A 23,891-nucleotide genomic window follows, 5' to 3' on the forward strand; every position below is an offset into this window, starting at 1 on the left:
GAAAATCTTCATCCTAAAAATAAAGTGATCGGCCAAAGCCGATCACAAAAAACGAATTTTACCAATATTTATTTGGCTTTACGATACACGTACTTAATTGGATTTATCTGCTTACCGTTACGTAAGATTTCATAGTGAACATGAGGACCGGTTGAACGGCCTGTGCTTCCCATCCGGGCAATCACCTGTCCCTTACTGACCACATCACCCACTTTTACCAATAACGTCTTATTATGCCCGTATCTGGTTTTAAGGCCAGCGCCATGATTAATTTCGATTAAATTACCATAGCCATACCGCGGTTCGGCCCAGCTTACCACACCTGAGGCCGTGGCAATAATATCAGCATCTTCCTTCCCGGCAAAATCAACCCCTTTATGCATGGCAGGACGGCCGCTGAAGGGATCCTTACGCATACCAAAGTACGAAGACAACCAGCCTTTACTGATTGGTCGACCAGATAAATAACTGCTGTTTTCTATATGGTGTCCCAATGTTACAGATTCAAGCAACTGCAGCTGTTTTTCTTCACGATTTATTTGCTCGGTCAAATCACCAATGCTTAATAACAAATCTGACAGAGACAAAAACTGGGGATTATCCACCTCAGACAGCGGGCCGCCGCTGGGAGGCAACTCGCCAAAATTAAACTCTTTTTCCGGGATATTGGCTTCACTGGCCAACCTGTCACCCAAAGCATTTAATCGTAATACCTGACTTTGCAGCTCGGCTAACCTTAAAGTCAGCGCCATCAACTGCTGTTCATCGGCATGGGAGTTTACCAAATCCTGTTGGTCGAAATCTTGATTTAGCGCGTAATTATTCTGACTTGGCACCTCATCGGCGGTAAACATTAAGTGAAAAATAACACCTGAGGCCAAAGCAAACGCCGAAACAGCAGAGATCCAATGAAATTTATTCAACTTCATTGAGAATCTTACATTCTTTCCGCGGTACAGTAGTGTTAAACTCATATCAATTTATATTTTCCGATGTCTGAACATGGCGCGTAAGTCAAAAAAACCTGCAGATATGTCAGCTCTGTTCCAATCAACGACAGGCACTTTGGCACAAATTCAACGAAAAACCAACTCTTTGGCAATATTAGCCGACATTGTACGTCAAATTTGTCCCGACCTGCCAGAGGACGTATGGAAAATAGCCAACTTTCATTCAAATACTTTGATTATAGAGGTTAAATCTCCGGTCTGGTCACAAAGACTGCAATTTGAGCGCATGAAAATTTGCCGGCAATTGCAAATTGAAACCGATAATCAGTTCCAGCAAATTGAGATCATGGTCAATCCCCACCAGCACAGACGCTTTCCGTCAAGGGAAGAAAAAGACAAGCCGGTCAAGTCCCAGGTGCTGTCGCAAAAAACTGCCGAGCAACTGCTCGCTGTCGCCGATAACGCTCCCAAGGGATTAAAAGAAAAACTGGAAAAATTGGCAAAACACGTTAAAAAATAGCCGATAAATACCAGTTAGAAACCTGGCTGAGCGAGCTCGCACAGGCGAACTATTGCAGGCTTAATCAGCAATTGCCACGGTTTTGTCACCAAGTTCAGCTGCAACACAAACACATCAAATACTTGGCAAAAACTATGATGCTGACTTATTCTGCTCAAGGCAGTTAAGCCTTAGCCTCCCTTGAAAACCTTCCTCAGCTTCACCTGATTAAGATAAAGCTTCTTGACTTAAACTGCCCTCTGCAATTTTAGCAACCGCCCCAGTCATCGAAGCATTGAACTGCAAATCCATCACTATCTGGATAATCCCTCCGGGCATGACAACCGAGATTTTTTCCCGGCATAAACCCAGACGATAAACAACAGCAGCTGCGGCAACGCTACTGCTGCCGGATGCCAAAGTATAACCGGCGCCCCGCTCCCATATTTCAACCTGTATTCGCCCCCGCTCCAAAACTTTAACAAACTGGACATTGGTTCTGTTACTAAAACCGGGGGCAGATTCAATTAGCGGCCCATATGTTGTCGCCAGCTCTGGCGTTAGCTCATCAACTAAAATAACAAAATGAGGGTTGCCGACATTAGCCCGATAGCCGGTAAATACCTTACCCTGGACAAGCATATCTTCGGGGACTGCACTAGTCGCCTCCAAAAGGTCATGGCTAAAAGAGACTTGCCCCATTTCGACCGTGACTGATTTTCCCGACGGGCAAACGGAAGCACAAACCTCTCCACCGGGAGTTTCAATAAGAAAAGGCTTGTCAGAAACCAATTGACGATCCCAGAGATAACGGGAAAAGATCCGTAAACCATTGCCACTCTTTTCAGCTTCGCTACCATCGGGGTTAAAAATCTTTAAGGCAAAATCGCAGTTGTTACCCGGCAAAGGTCCATAAAGCACCCCGTCTGAGCCTATGCCGTAATGACGGTGGCATAAGGTGATGATGTCATCTTGACTAAGCCGGTTAACATCTTTTGGATCAACAACCAGGTAATCATTACCTAAAGCATGATATTTAGTAAACTTCATACTTTAGCTATCGACTTTAGACAGATCACGCACGGCGGTTACCGTCACCTCTATTAGCACCTTGCCTTCAAGCGCCACTCCGAGGCAAGCCCTCTGCGGCCAATGCTGTGGCTCTGTACCCAGCCACGACCGCCACACGGCATCCATTTTTGCTTTGTCCTGCATATTGGCGATATAAACCTGGGCTGAAACAATGCGGGTTTTATCGGAAGCCATTTCCAGTAGGTTTTGTTCAATGGTTTCAAGCGTCAGCCGGGTTTGTTCTTCGATCCCAACCTCCGTATCTGGTGAGGTTGCCACAGTCCATACCAGATCTTTATAGGCTGAAGACTTATTTCTGCCGGGATAGATCCCAGGTTTTCTTTCGATCATAAGAGGTTATCAGTTTATTAACTAGAGGCGGGAAAATATCACATTTACATGAAAGGGCGTGGTTTAATTTGTATCAAACTGTCAATAGCAAACAAAAGCCAGCTGCAGTGCCACTACAACATGTTTAACTCAAAGTAAATGCCAACTTACAAGATAAAGCTTTGAAATAATACGGGGCCTCTATGCGGGCAAGTAGAGGCCCAATATACTAATACTATTTAGCAAACTTTTTTAATAACCTGGGGCTCACAGGAATGCCATGGCCTAAGTGTTTAGGATGTACACAGACAGGATTTGGGTATTTGGCGAAAATAACATTGCCCATGCCGCCAATATGCTTATACACCAATTTGCCATATTTTCCCTGCGGCCCGGAGTTTTGACGACCGGAAGCTTCCACCAAGCGAATTTTCTGACGCAAGTAATTTAACAGCTCCCGGCTTTCATAATCATGGGGAGGCAAGCCATGGTTACGCCTTAATGCCCGTAACGCCGTCAATTTATTAGCCGCCGTAGCATGCTGCTCGGCCGTCACTAAAGCAATAACAAAATTCGCTTTGGCGCCACCAGCATTTAAAAACAGGTTTCGGTTTTGATTCCACCAGGCGATAGATTGTATGACCCCCGCTTCCTGGCTGATGGCCTGGTTATCTAATGTGCCCTGAATCGCCAGTTCGGTCTGCACTTCAGACTTACCGGTTACCGTATTAAAGCTGAGCTCCCCGGTTCTGGCGGTCATACGAACCGAACGGTTCGGGCTGATAAGCTGAAATAACTTATAGGCAAAACTGTCGGTCCAATCAATTAAATCCAGATTTTCATGATCAAGACGGTAATTTGAACTTCGCGCGCCAAAACACATCACCAAACTAAAGTTATACGCGACATTGGGAACAAATAGGGTAAGCAGCAAGTTAGCTAACTGCTGATAGCTAACATGCTCATCTGGCCGCCGCCCTAAAGTTGAGCGGATCAAGCCGTAGTTAACACTGGTCATAGGGCCATGGATGGACAGCATGACTTGAGTGGCTCCCTGGCACAGGTTCTTAATTTTAGCCCGGTCGGTACCAAAATCAGGATAATGAGCCCCGGTGGTAAACGCCCGGTAAAAATCCACCATATCAATTTCAGTAACTTGCTCGGTTTTCTTTATGTGGTAGTTTTTAAATCTAACGGAAGGATTCTTAATTCTTAGCGCGGTAACGGCTTTATGACCGTCAACACCTAAATCATCAGACATATTCAAAAAGACGATTTTCTTGGGCATTGGCTCTCCTTTTCACTGAAATAGATAATATCCGTAAAACATTATACTTAAAGAAGAAATCTATTCTAGAGGATGTTTTCGCTTTGTATTTACTAAAGCCTGTAACTCTAACTATTACTGAGAAAAACGTTTTAAATATACTTAGTGATTTTCCTTACATGGCAGTATCTCAATCATAATTGCTGTGATGACAGTTGAAGCCCTGGCCTTTAAAGCTTTCTCACTTTTATTTTTAAAGCCGATATAAATTTGTTCCTGTATAGATCCTGGCAGTGCAAGGCCATAGCCACACCATGCCTGCCCCTCAGTAACATCCAAAGTACCGGCTAAGTACATCTCCGCTAATCGCCTTTTAGCGACATCTCTGCTCATGTAAGCATCAAAAAAATCTGAAGCTGACAAATTAATATTATCAATAATTAAGCGCTGCTTATTATCATCAGGCACCACGATCCCCCGATCTTCCGCCATAGAACAGGAAGCAAGAAATACATATACAAGGAAACTTAAGGTAAGGTTCTTTACTGTTTTCAAATTTTAATCTCCCTTTAAAATTTCAGTGAACAATAACGAATTAAAACGACTACAACTCATTAGAGGTGTAGTCGTTTTAGTTATAACAGCTATTCCTCAATTTTTCTGCCTAAACAAAACTACTTAGGGGTGATAACCATCCTTTCTTTATTAATCTCAATACTGACCTTTTGGCCGATAAGAAAACCGGCCTGCCTGAGCCACTTTCCCCTGAGGACAATACAAGGTTCAAGACTAACAGGTGCATAGCTAATGCCTATGCCGCGGACTTTTGAGGGCGACTCGCATACCGTTTCAAGCACAGTAAACTGCCGATAAATAGGATATTTTGCTTTTGCAGAGGCCAGCTCTGCCGTATGATGATATTCAGCCATGACGTACTCCTCGAAGTTCGTTGTGGTTAGCGACCTCTGGGTGTTCTCGGCACTCAGGGGTTGCGACTTTGATTGCTGCCTTTGTATCAGCAGCTAGTGATTAAAAAAATACTGAAATGAGTGCTCTCCTCTTTCGCTGGATAGCACTATTAATAAAGACCTCTTTGTTGGTTAAATCAACGGTAAGAGGTCTTTTTTTGAAATGAATTCGGACGTTTCTGTAAGTTATGATTTACTCTATATCCGAAAGCGATTTCCCCAAAAACGGATTAAAAAAGCTATTGAACCGCAATTAACTTTAACCCACTTCTAACTAACTTAGTTACTAGGTATTTAAATTTATTGATGAGAAAGGAATGAATACAACACCAGTAAGACCAAGGAATCATGTTATTGGTGACGTGGGACAGACCTCTGTGTCACTTCAACTACAAAAATGGGGGTGGACCTCTGAAATAATCACAGCTGATTATGGCGAAGACCTGTCATGCGAAATATTCGTGAATGGAAAACGAACTGCATTTCATTTTAGGTGCCAAGTAAAATCTTTCCACTCCCATAAAGGCCAGGTCAGAGTATTAAAGAATGGAAATCTCAGCGTATCTATTGCAGCAAGCACATGCTTAACTTGGGCAAATAGCTATTACCCTGTTATTTTAGCCGTTTACGATGAAGCAAACGATGCTACTTTCTGGGATGATGTAACAGAGCAAGTTCGTAAAAAAATTAAAGGGTTAACATCCAAAACTACTTCATTTCATATTAAAAAGAATGAGCTAAGTAAAACAAGGAAACAATTAGAAAGTTGCGTTAATAGATTTTACTCTAAACTTCTTTCTGTTGTTGAACCTGAGTTTACTTGTAATATTTTTCCCGTAGTTATGCCTCAGCATAGAACCATAAGTTTCAATGAAATAAGTGAATTAGTTAATCTACGCTCCCTACATGGAATTTCAATTGATTTTCACCACCAATCATATGAATACTTACCATCTTGGATTACTGCAATAAAATCCACTAGTGATAATTATCTTTATGGGCTAAAAGCTACATCCTCTGTGGAAAGCGTGGAAGAATATTTTGCTAATCTAAAGAAGGTCATTGCAAAACTTGAACTTCCTTTAAAGAAAGGTGAATGGTTATCCTTTATAATTTCTCCTGTTAGTTTTAAAGAAAAATCAGAAAATAATCGTAAAGGTGACACGCCTTGGAGTAAGCAGTTAACAGATTGGGAATGTTTCAGCATAATAGCAGGGAGCTGTATTTTAGACTCTGAATTTTCCTTTACTGTACCAAATGACTTTAAGCAACAAATAGCTAGACACTCCAGAAGTTGGGATGGATTCTATTGTGTCTCCCCCTCTCTCGATATTGCAGTGCAAATATACTCAATGCAGGCTACAACACCTGCTTTTAGAGAATCAAGCAAAAGGTTTAAACAACAGATCTTAGGTAAATTCGTTCCTTGGACTTGTCAAAAAAAAGATGTTGAATCTCTACACCAAAAATTAAACGAAATTGGCTTAGTTTATAAAGAGATCCCTCCTGAAATAGTTTCCGAAAGTCCAAATTGGACAAATGGAATCATTACAGTCCCCATCTTTAATCCTGAAATAGGATTAATACCACAAACAGATAGTTGGGAAGAGTTTGATGAGGGAGAAGTTAAGTTTCTATTAAAGAAGAAAAATGTTTTAGATAAGCTAAATGGTAAACTGGGTAGTGATGATATCACCACATTTATATTAAGTTTTTTTAACGAATTTAACAGAGGTATTTCACAGGAATTAAGTGTATTAGAAAGTGATTATATCTTGGGTATGCCTCTGTACCATAACAAGCGGGAAGTTCTTTTTCATAAGCTATTTTTCAATCAAGATCAGGAAGTCAAAAACTATACCCATATTGAAAATAATTTAAAAAGTAAATTAGTAAGACTCTTAGGCAATGACTGTACTAAAAGCGATATTCATGTAGACACTATAAATTCTGGTTTAGAGCCTATTTTAGGGATTACTGCTGTATTTTCTCCCTCCCTTGAAACCTCATCACATGATTTTATCGAAAAATATAAGATTGATATTTCAGCATTATTTGATTTGCATGATAAAGCAAAGGGAGGCGTGTTTGAAAATTCTGAAACAAAGAACATATTAAAATATCATGGGGAATTATACTTTGAAGGTGATTCACCTTGGGGCATTAAAAAGGTAAAAAATTAATCCTCTTAGCTCCTAAAATCAATTTCAATTATCTTCACATACAATACGGCTATAGTTCTCCTAATCAAAGAACTATCTTGAATAAAAAAACCGGTCAATTGACCGGTCTTTTTTATTCAAATTCTTGGTGGAATTTTAAAATGCCGAAGGGCTGGTTTCCATATAAGCAATAGGCGCTTTGGCTTCATCTTCGTAAGTCACCCATTCCCAGCAGTCAACCTGCTTGAATACTTCACGAAGCAGCATGTTGTTCAGGGCATGGCCCGATTTAAAGGCGTTTAACTCGCCTAAGATGCTGGTGCCGCCCATATACAAGTCGCCGATGGCGTCGAGGATCTTGTGTTTAACGAATTCGTCGTCATAACGCAGATCGTCTTTATTAAGCATGCGGTACTCGTCGAGTACGATGGCGTTTTCCAAACTGCCGCCTAAGGCCAGGTTATGGGAGCGTAAAAACTCGATGTCCTTCATAAAACCGAAGGTCCTGGCACGGCTGATTTCTTTGATAAAAGAGCAGGTAGAAAAGTCCATACTCATTTGCTGACAGGTATTGGCAATTACCGGGTGGTTGAACTCGATGGCAAAGTTCACGCGGAAACCTTCATAAGGTTTCAGCTCCGCCCATTTATCGCCTTCTTCAACGCGAATGGTCTTTTTAATGCGGATAAAACGCTTAGACACATTCAAGGTTTCAATACCTACAGACTGGATCAGGTAGACAAAAGGTAAGGCGCTACCGTCCATGATCGGGATTTCAGGAGAATCGACATCAATAATTAGGTTATCTATGCCTAAACCGGCAACCGCGGAAAGCAGGTGTTCAACGGTGGAAACCTGAACACCATCTTCATTGATTAAACAGGTACACAGCGTTGTTTCGCCCACGGCTTCCGGAGTCGCAGGAATATCAACAACAGGATCGAGATCGACCCGGCGGAATACAATACCGGTGTTTGCCTGCGCAGGACGGAGAGTGACCTGCACTTTTTCACCTTTATGTAAGCCAACACCTATTGCTGAAACGCTTTCTTTGATTGTACGTTGTTTAATCATCAAATTGCCTTTTTCTTAAGTTTCACATGTTTACACAAATGTATAGACAAGCAAAAATCAAATATTATCCAGCCACCTGTTAAGTGGCGACATAATATACCAAAAAATCCCTCTAATATCAAAGATCCGCAATTGTAAGGAAATTAGTCTGCCTGTTTACGCAAGAAAGCAGGAATATCCAGATAATTATCCAAGTCGGCTGCAGTGGTCTTCACCGGTGCTGCCTGGGCATTCGCTTCCGGCATAGGAGCAGCTGCAACACCCGCTTCAACCTGAGGGCTGGCAGAGTAATCTGCGCCTACTACTTGTTGCTCAACCTGAGGTGCAGGGTTCACTAACGTAATGTCAGGCTTGCGCTCGGCACCGATACCGGTGGCAACTACGGTTACCCGCAGATCTTCAGTCATTTCAGGGTCGATTACCGCACCAACCACTACCGTAGCGTTTTCAGAGGCAAACGCCTTAACCGCGTTACCAACGGTTTCGAATTCATCGATGGTGATGTCCATACCGGCAGTAATATTTACCAGGATACCGCGGGCACCGGCTAAATCGACATCTTCCAGTAACGGACTTGAGATGGCCGCTTCTGCCGCTTCTTCAGCGCGATCCGGACCTGAGGCCAGGCCCGAGCCCATCATGGCAGTACCCATTTCCGACATTACCGTGCGCACGTCAGCGAAATCCACGTTAATCAAACCGGGACGGGTAATAAGTTCGGCAATACCTTGTACCGCACCTAACAATACGTTGTTGGCGGCTTTAAAGGCGTCAAGCAAGCTGGTGCCGGGGCCTAATACCTTCAATAACTTTTCATTGGGGATGGTGATCAAAGAATCAACACTTTTCGCCAAAAACTCTACGCCCTGATCGGCATAGTTCATACGTTTTTTGCCTTCGAACGGGAACGGCTTAGTCACTACGGCTACGGTCAAAATGCCCATTTCTCTGGCCACTTCGGCAACCACAGGTGCAGCACCTGTACCGGTACCACCGCCCATACCGGCAGCAATAAACACCATATCGGCACCTTGCAGGGTCTGACGGATAGTTTCTCTGTCTTCTTCTGCAGCCTTACGGCCGATTTCAGGGTTAGCGCCGGCGCCAAGCCCTTTAGTAACATCGGCACCTAGTTGCAAAGTAACATCCGCAGACGAGTTGCGCAGCGCCTGTGAATCGGTATTTGCCGTGGTAAATTCAACCCCTTCAATGGTCTGGCTTACCATGTGCTCTACCGCGTTACCGCCACCGCCGCCGACACCGACAACTTTAATGACCGCTTCTTCGTTGTGATCTTCCATCAATTCAAACATATCTCTCTCTCCGTTTTTGTTAAAACGTATTCCACCAAAACTAAAAATTTACTGTTAACGCCAAGGGGCATTAACGCTAAAACTCGCCTTTAAACCAGGCATGGATGCGGGACCAGAGATCCCCCACCCCTTCTACATTATTCTTCTTAAGCGGCTTAGCTACCGCATTGGCCTGCTTGCCGTAACGTAATAAGCCGACAACCGTGGCATAAGCCGGGTCATCCACATATTCTTTTAATCCTTCAACATCTATCGGGCTGGCGATACGCACCGGCATCTGGAATACCTCTTCGGCAAACTCCACCACACCTTCCATTTTCGCGGTACCGCCGGTAAAGACATAACCCGCTGCTATCTGTTCATCCAGGCCGCATTTGCGCAATTCTTCCTGTACCAGCTCAAATAACTCATGGTACCTGGGCTCCACCACTTCCGATAAGGTATGGCGTGACATAGAGCGCGCCGGACGTCCGCCGACACTGGGCACTTCAATATTCTCTTCCATGCTGACCATGTCTTTTAACGCGCAGGCATACTGTACCTTGATTTCTTCGGCGTGGCTCAGCGGCGTACGGAATATCTTGGCGATATCACTGGTCACCTGGTTGCCCGCCACCGGTATTACCGCAGTATGACGTAATGCGCCGCCGGTAAAGACCGAAATATCCATGGTTCCTGCGCCCATATCCACCACGCAGATCCCTAATTCTTTTTCATCATCGGTGAGTACCGCATAACTTGACGCCAGCGCCGAGAAAATCAGCTGGTCCGCTTCAAGGTTGCAGCGCTCGACACATTTAACGATATTCTTGGCCATATCGTTGGCGCAGGTGACAATATGAACCTTTGCTTCCATACGCACCCCGGACATGCCGATAGGGCTTTTGATCCCGTCCTGACAGTCGATGCTGTATTCCTGCGGCAAAACATGCAGCATACGGCGCTCGGCTGAAATAGGCACAGAGCGGGCGGTATGGATAACATTATCCACGTCTTCCTGGTTCACTTCTTTGTCATTGATCGGCACCATGCCGTTTTCGTTTTGACAAAGGATATGTTTGCCGGAGATGCCTAAGTAAATAGAACTGATGCGGCAATCCGCCATCAGCTCGGCTTCATTAATGGCCTTTTGTACCGACTCTATCACCAGGTTAAGGTCGTTGACGCCGCCCTTATCCATGCCTCGTGCCGGCTGGTTGCCCACCCCGACTATGCTTAAATTATTGTCAGGCGTAACCTCGCCCACCGCGACCGATATTTTCGATGTGCCGATATCTAATCCAACAACTAATTTTCTTTCTGCTACTTTCGACATTCAGATTAAGCTCTTTGTTTATCGGCTGCAGGCTTCCACCCGACAGCAACTCCGGTATCATAACGCAAATCGATGTAATCAACCTGCTGATTTTCTTCTTTTTTCTGTTTTATTTGCGGATATACGTCCATAAAACGCTGAATTCGTTCAACCCGCTCTTCCCGGCCCAGGTTTAAAACCACGCCGTCATTTAAGGTCAGCTGCCAGGAAAAACGCTCCGACAGCATCAGTTCCGCTATCGCCAGGCCACGAAATTCCAGCAAGGCATTTAAATTTCTAAAATTGTCCAAGGCGACAATTTCACTGCCTTCCGGCCCGTAAAACTGCGGCAAAGGCGATGTTAACCGCCCGGTATCCGCCTGGAACGCTTTGCCTTCGCGGTTAATTAAAAAATCACCGTTCCACAGCGCCACCGGCGTCTGATCCACCACATAAATTTTCAGTTCGTTCGGCCACTGCTTACGCACCGACACCGAATAGACCCAGGGCAAGGTCATGATCTGCTGCTGTACCCGGTTGACATCCACCTGGAAAAAGTTGCCCATATCGATATCGTCTATCGCCGTCAAAATATCCTGGCGATTGGTATAGGGCATCTCACCGCCAATGGCCAGCGTCGTCACCGGCGCACTTTCCTCGGCATTTACCTCCTGGCTGATGTACCAGCTGAGGTAAAGCAGACCGACCACGACCAGAACAAAAAACACCACCCCGGACCAGAAGGACCAGTTGATGTCTTTAATTTGCCCGGCCGCTTTTGCCATCAGCTATTTATCCTTACCGGCCAGCTGCACAATGGCATCGACCAATTGGTTAAAGTCCAGTCCGGCAACCTTGGCAGCTTTAGGCACCAGAGAGGTTTCCGTCATCCCCGGTACGGTATTAACTTCCAACAGCTGCCAGTCACCCAGGCTGTTACGCATCAAATCCACCCGGCCCCAGCCTTTGGCACCGGTGGCGTTAAAGGCTTTTAATGCCAGTTCGCCCAGCTCGGCTTCTTCTTCTGCCGGTAAACCGCAGGGACAGTTATACACGGTTGTGGTCGACTGGTACTTGGCCTCATAGTCATAAAACTCACGCGGCGTTTCCATGGAGATGGCCGGCAACGCCTTATCCCCTAAGATGGATACGGTATATTCAGGACCGTCAATCCACTCTTCCACTAAAATCTGTTCATCAAAGGCAAAAGCCGAGGTTAAGGCCGCCACCAGTTCCTGAGCATTGGCTGCTTTGGCCATGCCTATGCTGGAACCTTCATTGGCGGGTTTCACCATCACCTTGCCCCCCAGGCTTGCCAGGATCACCGGGGCATCTTCTGCGGTAAACGCCTGCTTTTCGACGATGGCAAAAGAAGCGGTCGGTAAATCCAGCGCCTGCCATATCTGCTTGCTGCGAATTTTATCCATCGACAGGGCCGACCCCAAAACACCTGAGCCGGTATAAGGGATCCCCAAATATTCCAGCGCCCCCTGTAAACAACCGTCTTCACCGCCGCGACCATGCAGGGCGATAAACACTTTATCTATATCCATGTCCAGCAATGCGGTGAGCTTGTTTTCTTTGGTATCAAACAGCACCACCTCATAACCCGAAGTCGTCAGGCCATTGGCTACCGCCCGGCCTGAGTTAAGGGAAACTTCCCGCTCTGCCGAGGTACCGCCGTAAAGCACGGCAATTTTTTCTTTGTTCATCTCTTTTGTATTCACTGTCATTTACTTTCCCCTGCGGTTAACAGAGGGTGCCCGGCCAATTCACGCGCCACGGCGCCGATATTGCCCGCGCCCTGGGTGATCACCATATCGCCGTCCAGCAACTGCGCCGCAAGCAGCTCGGGCAACTTATCGCTGTCGCTGACATAAATAGGCTCCAGCTTGCCCCGCTGACGAATAGAACGAGTCAGGCTCTTGCTGTCTGCCGAGACTATCGGCGCTTCACCTGCGGCATAAACATCAAGCAACAGCAAACAATCAACTTCGGATAATACTTCAACAAAGTCTTCATATAAGTCCCGGGTACGTGAGTACCTGTGGGGCTGGAACACCATCACCAGGCGTTTGTCCGGCCAGCCGTTGCGCATTGCCTTAATGGTTGCCGCCACTTCACTCGGGTGATGACCGTAATCATCCACCAGCTGCATTTCACCGCTTTCGGTTGTTAATGGCGCCAATAACTCAAAACGGCGACCTATGCCTTCAAATTCACTTAATGCCTTGCAAATCGCTTTTTGCTCCAGGCCTTCATCCAGTGCCACGGCGATGCCCGCCAGGGCATTTAACACATTGTGCTCACCCGGCAAATTAACGCTGAGCTTCATCGGTTCATGTCCCGGCATCAGCACGGTAAAGGCACTGCTGCCGCCAGCTTGCTGATAATCCACCGCGCGGATATCGGCATCTTCACTGAAGCCGTAAGTGATCACCTGACGCGAGATCCGCGGCAATAATTCCCGTACCACAGGATTATCGATACAAACCACGGCGACACCATAAAACGGCAAATTATGCAGGAACTCGATATAAGTGTCTTTAAGTTTTTCAAAATCTCCCTGGTAAGTTTCCATATGGTCCTGATCGATATTGGTTACTACCGCCACCATAGGCTGGAGATGTAAAAATGACGCATCGCTCTCATCGGCTTCGGCAATCAGGTAACGGCTGCTGCCAAGCCTGGCATTGGTACCTGCGCTGTTCAGCAAACCGCCGATAACAAAAGTCGGATCTAATCCCGCTTCGCCAAAAATACTGGCGATCAAACTGGTAGTAGTGGTCTTGCCATGGGTACCGGCTATTGCCACCCCGTGACGAAAACGCATCAGCTCTGCCAGCATTTCTGCCCGGCGCACCACGGGAATACGCTGCGTTGCCGCAGCGACTAATTCAGGGTTTTCACTATCGATTGCCGTTGACACCACGATCACACTGGCGCCGTTTATGTTGGTGGCATCATGCCCGATATGGATATTCGCCCCCAGTGCCGTTAAGCGTTTGACCACGGCATTTTCACTGATGTCAGAGCCGGAGATCTGATAGCCTTCATTTAATAAAACTTCGGCAATACCGCCCATACCGGCGCCGCCGATACCGACAAAATGAATTTGCTTCACCCGGCGCATTTCAGGCACCTTAATCGGCGCACTGTTATTTTCTAAACTCGTCATTAAATTACTCATTGTGCTAACAACCCCTGGCAGATATTGCCGACAGTATCGGTGGCATCGTTATGGGCCGCGGCTATCGCCGCCTTGGCCATCGCCTCGACTTCCCTCTCGTCAGTAAAAAGTCCGCTGAGCATCTGTGCCAGGGCTGCTGCATTAAATTCATTTTGCGGCAATAACTTAGCCGCGCCATGCGCCACTAAATACATTGCATTTTTTGTCTGGTGATCATCTACCGCATGGGGTAAAGGCACAAAAATAGCTGCCTTGCCCGCCATCGCCAGTTCGGAAACCGTCAATGCTCCTGCCCGGCAGATCACTAAATCGGCCCAGCGATAAGCCGCGGCCATATCCTTAATAAAATCTCCTACCCGTACCTGGTGTTCATCAACACCGGCTTCCCGGTAGGCCGATAATACGACCTCCTGGTTATTGGCCCCGCTCTGGTGCCATACCTGAACCGGCTGTTCCAGTTTAGACACGGCCACAGGCACAACATCGTTGAGCACTTTTGCCCCCAGGCTGCCGCCGACCACCAGGATTTTTTTGCCTGTTGCCGCTTGCGCTAACGGCTCCTGCTCAGCCTCTGACTCTTGCTCGACATTGCTTTGCGCTATGGTCCGGCGCACCGGGTTACCCACCACCTGGCAGTTAACCTTGGCATCATAAGCGCCGGGAAATGCCGCCAATACTTTAGTGGCCACTTTTGCCAGTAAGCGGTTGCTCATGCCCGCCACGGCATTTTGTTCATGTAATACCAAAGGTTTTCTCATTAACCAAGCGGCAACACCGCCCGGTCCGCTGGCATAACCACCCATGCCCAGTACCACATCCGGTTTGACGGCACGGATAATGGTAATTGACTGCCACAGTGAGCGGATAAGGTTAAAAGGTAATTTCAACCAGCCCTTTAACCCTTTGTTTCTCAGCCCGCTGATATTAATGAAAGATATCGGGTAGCCATGTTCAGGCACCAACTTAGCTTCCATCCGCTCGGAGGTACCCAGCCAGTGGATATTCCAGCCCCGGGCCTCAAGGTGCTGAGCGACTGCAATACCCGGGAAAATGTGACCGCCGGTACCGCCTGCCATCACCAATAGGGTAGGCTTTTCACCGTTCACTTTATTTACCTTTCCAGAAGGCATCACTGAAGGCTTAGCGGAAGATATGCTCATTTTCTTCCTCCAGATGTTGCCTGGATGTTTTGCAACCGCACTTCATGGTCGATACGGATCAACACCACCACAGCTATGGTCATGATGATCATCGAGCTGCCGCCATAACTTATCAGCGGCATGGTCAGCCCTTTAGTCGGTACGATACCGGCGCTGGCGCCGACATTGACCGCTGCCTGGAAACTCATCCAGATACCGATGGAATAGGCAAAATAACCTTCAAAAAACTTCTCCTGTGCCAATGCTTTACGGCCAAGCAACAGCGCCTTGATCACCAGGATAAAGCTCAGCAGCAAGATCACGCTGATACCGATAAAACCAAATTCTTCCGCCAATACCGCCATCACAAAGTCGGTATGGGCCTCCGGCAAGTATTCCAGCTTCTGGATACTGTTACCCAGACCCTGACCAAACATTTCACCACGACCGTACGCCATCAGCGACTGGGTCAGCTGATAACCGCTACCAAAGGGATCCTGCCAGGGATCGAGGAAACTGGTAATACGCCGCCAGCGATAAGGTTCAAAAACCGCCAGCAAAGACAGGGCGGTGACCCCGACACTGGCAATACCGATAAACTGCCATAACTTGGCTCCTGCAAGGAACAGCAAGCCAAAGGTAGTGACAAACATCACGATAATGGTACCCAAGTCAGGCTGCGCCAATAACATCAGCGCCAGCAGGAAGAATACCACCAGGGGTTTCAGGAAACCTTTAAAATTTTCCATCACCTCATCCCGCCGCCTGACCAGGTAAGCCGACAGGTAACAAAAGAAAAACAGCTTGGCGGGCTCTGCCGCCTGTATGGTAATGGGACCCACAACTATCCAGCGGGTAGCGCCGTTGACCGAGCGACCAACCACAAGCACCACCAGCAGCAACACCATCGCCAGCAGCAACAAGCCGCCGCTGGATTTTTGCCACCAGCTCATCGGCAGTTGCAAGCTTGCCACGGCAATACCGATACTCAAGACGATATAAATCATGTGGCGGATCACAAAATGGAACGGGTTATCAAACAAGCGCTCCGCCACCGGCATCGAAGAGCTGGCCACCATAATCAGCCCCACCATATACATGGCAATTGCCAGGATCAGATAGCTGCGATCAAAGGTGGTGGTCGGCGTCGAACTTTGACTTAACCAGTCGGGCATTTTCAATGCTCCCAGCATGCCGCCAAGCCCTTTAAATAAATTCATCTGCGAGAGAGAAGCCATCATGCACTTGCCCCCGGCGCTGCTTTGCCGACAAAGGCCTGTACCGCTTCGGCAAAAACTTGGCCGCGTACGGCAAAGTTTTTAAACATATCCAGGCTAGAACAGGCAGGAGATAACAATACGGTATCACCTGCTTTAGCACTTTTTCCGGCAAGGGCAACCGCCTGTTCCAGGCTATCAACCTTGTGGCTGTTTGCAGCTAATGCAGCCAGCTGTTCGCCGTCTTTCCCCAGGGTGATCAATAAACTCACTTCATCGGTTAACAAGTCTTTTAAAGGCGCAAAGTCTGCCCCTTTGCCATCACCACCGGCGATTAAAATTAATTGCTGCCCGGCATTTTTAGTTTGCGCCAGACCGGAAATCGCCGCTATGGTAGCGCCGACATTGGTGGCTTTTGAGTCATTGATCCACAAGATGCCGTCATTGGTTTTCAGCGGCTGGCACCTGTGCGCTAAACCGGTAAAACTGCTTAAATGGCTCAGCATTTGCTCCAGCGGCCAACCGGCGCTTAAGCCTAAAGCCAGCACCGCCAGACAATTGAGGGCATTATGCACACCCGAGAGCGGCAATTCACGTACCGGGAGCAGCGCCTGCTGCCCGTACATCAAGTTCAACTCATTATTGATAGTCGTCAAGCCTAAATGGCCATCTTGCGGCGCATCGCTGCCAAAAGAAAGCACTTTACCGTTAAAGACTTTTTCATCAACCCAGGTAGCACTGTCGTCACGGTTAACCACGGCCACACCGGCTTGTTGATAAATCTTCTGCTTAATGTCGCGGTAATTTTCCATGGTCAGATGGCGATCCAGGTGATCATCGCTGAGGTTTAATACCGAGGCCGCCAGCGGTTTCATACTGGAGATGGTTTCCAGCTGAAAACTGGACAACTCCAATATTAATAACTCAGGGGCTTTGTCGATAAGATCTAATATCGGCACCCCGACATTACCGCCTAATTCGGCATTTAATCCCAGGCTTTGCGCCAGGTGTGCCAGCAAAGAAACTACAGTGGATTTACCGTTAGAGCCGGTCACGGCAATGACAGGTACATCAGTTAAGCGGCAAAAGAGTTCAACATCCCCCCACACCTGGCAACCGGGCGAAATAGCACCGGCAATAACCGCTTCTGCCATATCAATACCCGGACTTGCCAGGATAACCTGTGCCGAGGCGATAAGATCAGCATCCCATTTGCCTTGCACCAGTTCACAGCCAGGGTAATCCCGCTGAAAAACAGCTTCATCGATCGCCTGTTCCCGGCTATCGTTGACCGCAAACTCAAGCCCCCGGGATGCCAGGAAACGGGCACAGGATAACCCTGTTTGTCCCAGACCCAGTATCAGGATACGCTTGCCTGTCAGTTGCTTTAACAGCTCAGGCATAATGTTTGCGGTAACGTCAGTCATGAATATCAGTTTTTATCTTAATTCTTATCTTAACTTAAGCGTCGCCAGGCCAACCAATACCAACACCAGGGACATGATCCAGAAACGAACGATCACCCTGGGCTCAGGCCAGCCTTTTAACTCATAATGATGGTGTATCGGTGCCATACGGAAAATCCGCTCACCCCGCAATTTATATGAACCTACCTGGAGGATCACGGAAACGGTTTCCATCACAAACACGCCTCCCATAATAAACAATACCAGCTCCTGGCGGACCAAAACGGCAATCACACCTAACGCCGCCCCTAAAGCCAGGGAGCCAACATCTCCCATAAACACCTGCGCCGGATAGGTGTTAAACCAGAGGAAACCTAAGCCTGCACCGACGATGGCGGTACATACCACCACCAGTTCACTGGCCAGGGCGATATGCGGAATATGCAGATATGATGAGAAATTCACATTCCCCGTCATATAGGCAAAAATGGCAAAAGCCCCCGCCACCATAATCGTGGGCACGATTGCCAGGCCATCAAGGCCATCGGTCAGATTGACCGCATTACTGGTGCCGACAATAACAAAATAACTGAGCACCACATAAAAGATCCCCAATTGCGGCAGCACATCTTTAATAAAAGGGATCAGCAAAGCGGTTTCTTCCGGCCCCTGGGCAAACCAATACAGGAAAAGCGCCGTGCTTAAACCAATCACCGTCTGCCAGAAATACTTCCAGCGGGCGATCAAGCCGTTCGAGTCTTTACGGATCACCTTACGGTAATCGTCGACAAAACCTATCAGGCCGAAGCTGGCCACCACAAACAGCACCACCCAAACATAGGCGTTACTTAAGTCTCCCCACAGCAATACGCTGAAAATGATCGACCCTAAAATTAAAATACCGCCCATGGTCGGGGTACCCGACTTGGATAAATGGCTCTCTGGCCCGTCGTCGCGTACCGTCTGGCCAATTTGCATTTTTTGCAGGGCGCGGATCAATTTGGGACCGAAATACAGCGAAATCGCCAACGCGGTCAAGGTACTGACAATCGCCCTGAAAGTCAGATAAGAAAAAACGTTAAACCCGGAGTAATATTGGGTTAAAAACTCCCCTAACCAAAGTAGCATCAGACATGTTCCTGTTGTGGCTGGCCGTTCCGCCAGGCTATTATTTCCTGCACAACATGTTCCATATGCGCACTGCGTGAACCTTTCACCAAAATTGAAATCGGCTGGGATTCGTTATCTAAAGTTTGTGCCAGGGTCGTCACCAGCTGCTCGCGCGAACTGAAATGACGGCCGTTTTCTTTAAAGGCATCCGCGGTGCTCTGGCTTAACACCCCCAGGGTAAATAAAATATCAATCCCCAAGGATTTGGCATATTCCCCGACTTCCTGATGGTAGCTGCGTGCTTCAGAGCCCAGCTCTCCCATATCTCCCAGTACCAGTACCCTGACCCCGGGATAAGCGGAGAGCAATTCGATGCCCGCCTTAATGGATTCAACATTGGCGTTATAGGTATCATCGATTAACCGGCAGTTACCGTTAAGCTCAAGCAAATTCAAACGACCGTTAACCGGCGTCATCTGCGCCAGCCCCAAACGGATATCTTCCAGGCTTGCCCCCAATTCCAAGGTCACGGTAGCTGCTGCCACCGCATTACAGACATTATGCTTACCCGGCACCGTCAGCTGGATATCCACCTGACCTTCCCGGGTATTCAGGGTAAACCGGGCACAACCGCTGGCATCTAAACGCACATCCGAGCTATAACAGCTGGCCTCACCGGCACAGGAAAAACGGCGCACGGTTTTATCCGTCAGACGCCACTGCCATTTATGGGCATATTTGCAATCCTGGTTATATATGGCGACACCGCCCTCCGGCAGACCTTCAAAGATCTCCCCTTTTGCCCGGGCAACACCGCATAAATCGCCAAAACCTTCCAGATGGGCGGCGGCAATGTTGTTGATCATCGCCACATCCGGCGCAACCAGGGCGGTGGTATAGGCGATTTCCCCGATATGGTTGGCGCCCATTTCAATCACCGCATATTCATGCTGCGGTTCAAGACGCAGCAAGGTTAACGGCACACCGATGTCATTGTTAAAATTTCCTTTGGTGGCCAATACCTTGCCCAAACGGGACAAGATCGCCGCCACCATTTCTTTTACCGTGGTTTTGCCGCTGCTACCGGTAATACCGACGGTTTTCGGTGCGACCTTGGCTTTGATATAAGCCCCGATCTTGCCCAGGGCAATACGGGTATCTTCCACCACCACCTGCGGTATGTCACAGTCTACCCGGTGATCGACAATCACCGCACTGCAGCCCAAAGCAACCACCTGCTCAATAAAGCGGTGGCCGTCAAAATTAGGGCCTTTTAATGCCAGGAAAACATCCCCGGCATTAAGCGCCCGGCTGTCGGTGCCGATTTGCTCAACGCTGATATCTGCACCCACCAGGGTTCCCCCGGTTGCCTTTGCTATTTCAGATAAAGGTAAACTGATCATCGTTCACTCTCGCTTAGACTAAGTCGTTGAAAGTAATCACGTACCAGATAACGCATACTAACATCTGCTTTTTCATTGTTCATTAAACTGTAATGCTTTGTAATAACAGTACTTCCTTTATCGCCGGTCATTAATACCGACCTTAAATCCCCCTTGCCGTTTAACCGGAAAGGTAACACTAATTCATTCATGAACGGCTTTCGCTTTGATGCGCTTTTTCGCTTTGCTGCCGGAAAAAGCCAAGCACCAGTTCACGTTCGTTATATTCAATTTTTTCATCTTTGATAATGATATAGTCTTCGTGGCCTTTGCCCGCCAACAGCACCATATCCCCGGCTTTGGCCCGGGATAATGCCGACAGCACCGCCTGGGAGCGGTCGAGGATCACCGTCATTTTCTCTGTTTTTTCACAGCCGGCGAGAATATCGCCGACAATCAATTCCGCCGCCTCAAACCTGGGGTTGTCATTGGTGATCACCACATGATCCGCCAACTGCTCGGCTATTTTTCCCATCTGTGGGCGTTTGCCTTTATCCCGGTCACCGCCGCAGCCAAAGACCAGCCATAACTGTCCCTGACAGTGGCGGCGGCATGCCAGCAAGGCTTTTTCCAGGGCATCTGGGGTATGGGCATAATCCACCACAGCGGTAGCTTTTCCCGGTGCGCTGATATTTTCCATGCGACCCAAAATCGGCGTAATGGTTTTAACCGCAGCAGCTAAAGCATCCAAGGGCAAATCTTTGGCGAGCAGCACCGCAATTGCCGCCAGCAGGTTATCGACATTAAAGTCTCCCATCAGCGGACTGTTTATTTCAAAGCGGCCCAAATGCGTGTCCAGGGTAAAACTTGTACCATCAGCGGTCGCCTTGATATTGCCCGCATACAGGTATTGCGAAAAACTTTTCACCTGCTCGTTGCGACCAAAAACTATCACCGGCTGCGCCTGTGGCCAGTTCGCCAGTTTTTCCCGGGCCCAGTTATCATCGCCATTTAAGATGGCAATTTGCCCGGCTTCACCGGTAAAGATGGAAAATTTTGCCTCGGCATAATTTTCCATGGTTTGATGGTAATCAAGATGATCGCGGCTAAGGTTGGTAAAAACCGCAATATCCAGCAAACTGGGGCAAACCCGCTTCTGGGTTAATGCGTGCGAAGAGACTTCCATGGCAACATCGCTGATGCCTTGCCCGGAAAATTCCGCCAGCAACTGGTGCAGCTGGGTTGGTCCCGGCGTGGTATTGGCAATAGGCTTTAAGGCATCTAATGCACCAGCCCCTACGGTACCGATAATGGCGCACTCTTGCCGGTATGCCGACAGTAACTTGGCAATGATCTGGCTGGTGCTGGTTTTACCGTTAGTGCCGGTAATACCTGTTATCGTCATTGCCGCTTGCGGCTCCCGGTAATAGGCCCTGGCCAAATCATAAAGCTTGCTGTCGAGCTGATAGAACTGTACTAAGTTCACAGATTTCTCGCCAAAGCTGCGCTTGATAATATTGCCGTGCTGTAAGTGATGCTGGCACTGGGCGATCACCAGATTGGCTCCCGCCAATACCGCTTTTTCTATATGCTGTCGGCCGTCCTGGTTTGTCCCCAGCACCGCACAAAAGATATCGCCCGGCTGAATTTCCCGGCTGTCGTTAACCAGGTTGCCTGTCGCCAGGGGCTCAATACTGATATCAAACAGGCCCAGGGCCTGGTCTATGGCGAATTTAGCATCAGACATTGCTTTGCCCCCTGCTAACACCGCTGCCCGCTGCCACTTGTTTTTCGCCGTCAGCGTCTGACAAAGCAGCACTTGTGGTGGCATCCGGGGCAATATTAAGTAATTGCAATGCCCCTTTCATCACCCGGGAAAATACCGGCGCGGCAATTTCACCGCCGTGATAAAGATCGCCGCCGGGTTCGTTAATCATCACCACCACCGCAAGTTCGGGGCGTGACAGCGGTGCGATACCGGCAAAAGTACCGACATAGTCATTACCATAACCGCCGGCAACCGCCTTGATGGTGGTGCCGGTTTTGCCGCCGACGCGATAGCCGTCAACCTTGGCATTATTCACCTTTTCATTAACCACGTGCTCAAGCATATCCAGTACTTCGGCGGTATAGTGTTTTGATAACACCCGCTCTCCTTCAGGAATTTTATCGGTTTTCAATATGCTTAACGGCCGCTTGATACCGCCGTTTGCCAGTGTGCTGTAAAATCTTGCCAGCTGCGCCGGACTGATCGCCAGACCATGACCCCAGGATAAGGTCGCCAGTTCGAATTTCGACCAGCGGCTGCGGTCCGACAACATACCCGGGCTTTCACCGATCAAACCGGTACCGGTATCTTCGGCAAAACCCATTTCAAAAAACTTATCCAGCAGGAACTCTTTCGGCACCGACAGCGCCAGTTTGGTGGTGCCCATATTCGAAGAAGTAACCAGGATATCCGTCAGGCTGAGCTCTCCGCGGTTTCTCGGATCCGAGACCCGGCGACCCCCTAAACGCATCCAGCCGGGATTGGTGTCGATCACGGTATCCGGCTCGGCAGCACCAAATTCAAGTGCGGTCAGCACAGTCAGCGGCTTCATGGTGGAGCCGGGTTCAAAAACATCGGTAATGGCCCGGTTTCTCAACCTGTGGGTGGCGGTATTGGCAAGGTTATTCGGGTTATAGGAGGGGTTATTAACCATGGCCAGGATCTCGCCGGTATGGACATTGGTTACCACCACAGAGCCGGATCTGGCTTTAAAGGCCGCGACCGCCCCTTTTAATTCTTTATAGGCCAGCGCCTGAATGCGCTGGTCAATACTCAAGGTCAGATCTTGCGGCGGCCTTGACTCTTCCACCGAAAGGATCTCAATTTTTCTGCCTTTGGCATCTTTTCGGAAACGCTTTTGTCCGCCGACACCGGTTAACAGCTGATCGTAAACCCGCTCTATGCCCTCAATGCCTTTATCGTCAACATCGGTCACCCCGACAACATGGGCGCTTATTTCCCCTGCCGGATAAAAACGTTTTGACTCTTTGCGTAAAAATATGCCGGGAATTTTCAGCTCTTTAATGTAATTGGCCATCGCCGGCGAGACTTTACGCTCGACATAGACAAAACGTTTTTTCGGGTTTTTTGAGATCCGTCGGGTCAGGCGCTCGACATCCTGGCCGAGTACATCCGCCAGTGCCTGCCAGTGCTCTGTCATGGTCAGGGCATTGTTTTGCATGATCATCTTAGGATCCGCCCACACGGTTTCCACCGGCACGCTTACCGCCAACTGATCGCCGTTACGGTCGATAATTGAACCCCGCTGCACGGTATTGGCCAGGGTACGCAATGAGCGCAGATCACCCTGCTTTTTCAGCATATCCGGCTCCACCACCTGGATATAGGCGGCCCTGGCCAGCAATCCGAGATAAATCAGCACGATCACAGCCAGCACAACGTAAAAACGCCATGCTATTGCTGTCACCTTGTTTTGCTCTGATTTTCTTTTTACGCTGTCTATCATGCCA

General features: G+C 48.2%; 21 protein-coding genes. 2 read left to right on the forward strand and 19 right to left on the reverse strand.

Going from position 1 to position 23,891, the window contains the following annotated elements; genetic code table 11:
- Window positions 1–68: 68 nt before the first annotated feature.
- Entirely contained in the window at window positions 69–929 is an 861-nt protein-coding gene (locus tag QL234_RS26110; RefSeq protein WP_281560698.1) for a M23 family metallopeptidase, read from the reverse strand.
- A 103-nt stretch (window positions 930–1,032) separates the two neighbouring features.
- Here QL234_RS26110 and QL234_RS26115 point away from each other — a divergent pair, with 103 nt between their 5' ends.
- Window positions 1,033–1,470: a DciA family protein gene (locus QL234_RS26115; protein ID WP_281560699.1), complete on the forward strand. Its 438-nt coding sequence runs from the start codon at window positions 1,033–1,035 to the stop codon at window positions 1,468–1,470.
- Window positions 1,471–1,677: 207 nt separating this feature from the next.
- On the opposite strand, the gene dapF is transcribed toward QL234_RS26115, so the two are convergent.
- The 5 genes from dapF to QL234_RS26140 form a co-directional block, all read right to left on the reverse strand.
- The gene (gene dapF / locus QL234_RS26120; RefSeq protein ID WP_281560700.1) at window positions 1,678–2,499 is read right to left on the reverse strand and encodes a diaminopimelate epimerase; all 822 of its coding nucleotides are present in this window, start codon (window positions 2,497–2,499) and stop codon (window positions 1,678–1,680) included.
- A 3-nt stretch (window positions 2,500–2,502) separates the two neighbouring features.
- Complete coding sequence (locus tag QL234_RS26125) at window positions 2,503–2,871, reverse strand: RidA family protein (RefSeq protein ID WP_281560701.1); 369 nt, start codon at window positions 2,869–2,871, stop codon at window positions 2,503–2,505.
- 214 nt (window positions 2,872–3,085) lie between these two features.
- The gene (locus tag QL234_RS26130) at window positions 3,086–4,138 is read right to left on the reverse strand and encodes a hypothetical protein (protein ID WP_281560702.1); all 1,053 of its coding nucleotides are present in this window, start codon (window positions 4,136–4,138) and stop codon (window positions 3,086–3,088) included.
- A 141-nt stretch (window positions 4,139–4,279) separates the two neighbouring features.
- Window positions 4,280–4,672, reverse strand: a complete 393-nt coding sequence (locus QL234_RS26135; protein WP_281560703.1) for a Rap1a/Tai family immunity protein — start codon at window positions 4,670–4,672, stop codon at window positions 4,280–4,282.
- 119 nt (window positions 4,673–4,791) lie between these two features.
- Complete coding sequence (locus QL234_RS26140) at window positions 4,792–5,046, reverse strand: SymE family type I addiction module toxin (RefSeq protein WP_281560704.1); 255 nt, start codon at window positions 5,044–5,046, stop codon at window positions 4,792–4,794.
- A gap of 356 nt (window positions 5,047–5,402) precedes the next feature.
- Here QL234_RS26140 and QL234_RS26145 point away from each other — a divergent pair, with 356 nt between their 5' ends.
- On the forward strand, window positions 5,403–7,268 hold the full coding sequence (locus QL234_RS26145) for a DUF4365 domain-containing protein (RefSeq protein ID WP_281560705.1): 1,866 nt from the start codon (window positions 5,403–5,405) through the stop codon (window positions 7,266–7,268).
- Between the two features lie 135 nt (window positions 7,269–7,403).
- On the opposite strand, the gene lpxC is transcribed toward QL234_RS26145, so the two are convergent.
- The 13 genes from lpxC to QL234_RS26210 form a co-directional block, all read right to left on the reverse strand.
- The gene (gene lpxC, locus QL234_RS26150; RefSeq protein WP_044835930.1) at window positions 7,404–8,321 is read right to left on the reverse strand and encodes a UDP-3-O-acyl-N-acetylglucosamine deacetylase; all 918 of its coding nucleotides are present in this window, start codon (window positions 8,319–8,321) and stop codon (window positions 7,404–7,406) included.
- Between the two features lie 143 nt (window positions 8,322–8,464).
- Window positions 8,465–9,634, reverse strand: coding sequence for a cell division protein FtsZ (ftsZ, locus tag QL234_RS26155; RefSeq protein ID WP_044835929.1), 1,170 nt, complete (start codon window positions 9,632–9,634; stop codon window positions 8,465–8,467).
- A 76-nt stretch (window positions 9,635–9,710) separates the two neighbouring features.
- Entirely contained in the window at window positions 9,711–10,949 is a 1,239-nt protein-coding gene (gene ftsA, locus QL234_RS26160) for a cell division protein FtsA (protein WP_044835928.1), read from the reverse strand.
- 5 nt (window positions 10,950–10,954) lie between these two features.
- Window positions 10,955–11,713: a cell division protein FtsQ/DivIB gene (locus tag QL234_RS26165; protein ID WP_281560706.1), complete on the reverse strand. Its 759-nt coding sequence runs from the start codon at window positions 11,711–11,713 to the stop codon at window positions 10,955–10,957.
- A 3-nt stretch (window positions 11,714–11,716) separates the two neighbouring features.
- A complete protein-coding gene (locus QL234_RS26170; protein WP_281560707.1) occupies window positions 11,717–12,661 on the reverse strand; it encodes a D-alanine--D-alanine ligase in 945 nt (314 codons plus the stop codon).
- The gene (murC, locus tag QL234_RS26175) at window positions 12,658–14,106 is read right to left on the reverse strand and encodes a UDP-N-acetylmuramate--L-alanine ligase (protein WP_281560708.1); all 1,449 of its coding nucleotides are present in this window, start codon (window positions 14,104–14,106) and stop codon (window positions 12,658–12,660) included. The genes QL234_RS26170 and murC overlap by 4 nt, the downstream gene beginning before the upstream one ends.
- Before the next feature lie 8 nt (window positions 14,107–14,114).
- Window positions 14,115–15,248, reverse strand: a complete 1,134-nt coding sequence (murG, locus tag QL234_RS26180; protein WP_281560803.1) for an undecaprenyldiphospho-muramoylpentapeptide beta-N-acetylglucosaminyltransferase — start codon at window positions 15,246–15,248, stop codon at window positions 14,115–14,117.
- Between the two features lie 26 nt (window positions 15,249–15,274).
- Entirely contained in the window at window positions 15,275–16,498 is a 1,224-nt protein-coding gene (ftsW, locus tag QL234_RS26185) for a cell division protein FtsW (protein ID WP_281560709.1), read from the reverse strand.
- A complete protein-coding gene (gene murD, locus QL234_RS26190) occupies window positions 16,495–17,901 on the reverse strand; it encodes a UDP-N-acetylmuramoyl-L-alanine--D-glutamate ligase (RefSeq protein WP_281560710.1) in 1,407 nt (468 codons plus the stop codon). The genes ftsW and murD overlap by 4 nt, the downstream gene beginning before the upstream one ends.
- Before the next feature lie 24 nt (window positions 17,902–17,925).
- Window positions 17,926–19,008 (reverse strand): phospho-N-acetylmuramoyl-pentapeptide-transferase, encoded by a 1,083-nt coding sequence (mraY, locus tag QL234_RS26195; protein WP_044835923.1) that lies wholly within the window; start codon window positions 19,006–19,008, stop codon window positions 17,926–17,928.
- Window positions 19,008–20,393 carry a UDP-N-acetylmuramoyl-tripeptide--D-alanyl-D-alanine ligase gene (gene murF / locus QL234_RS26200; protein ID WP_281560711.1) on the reverse strand — a complete coding sequence of 462 codons (1,386 nt, stop codon included), beginning with the start codon at window positions 20,391–20,393 and terminating at the stop codon, window positions 19,008–19,010. The genes mraY and murF overlap by 1 nt, the downstream gene beginning before the upstream one ends.
- A gap of 187 nt (window positions 20,394–20,580) precedes the next feature.
- Window positions 20,581–22,119 (reverse strand): UDP-N-acetylmuramoyl-L-alanyl-D-glutamate--2,6-diaminopimelate ligase, encoded by a 1,539-nt coding sequence (locus QL234_RS26205; protein WP_281560712.1) that lies wholly within the window; start codon window positions 22,117–22,119, stop codon window positions 20,581–20,583.
- Window positions 22,112–23,887, reverse strand: a complete 1,776-nt coding sequence (locus QL234_RS26210) for a penicillin-binding transpeptidase domain-containing protein (protein WP_281560713.1) — start codon at window positions 23,885–23,887, stop codon at window positions 22,112–22,114. Before QL234_RS26210 ends, QL234_RS26205 begins: the two co-directional genes overlap by 8 nt.
- Between the last annotated feature and the right edge of the window lie 4 nt (window positions 23,888–23,891).

This window comes from Thalassomonas sp. RHCl1 (assembly GCF_947387555.1).
Classification (GTDB): Bacteria; Pseudomonadota; Gammaproteobacteria; order Enterobacterales; family Alteromonadaceae; genus Thalassomonas.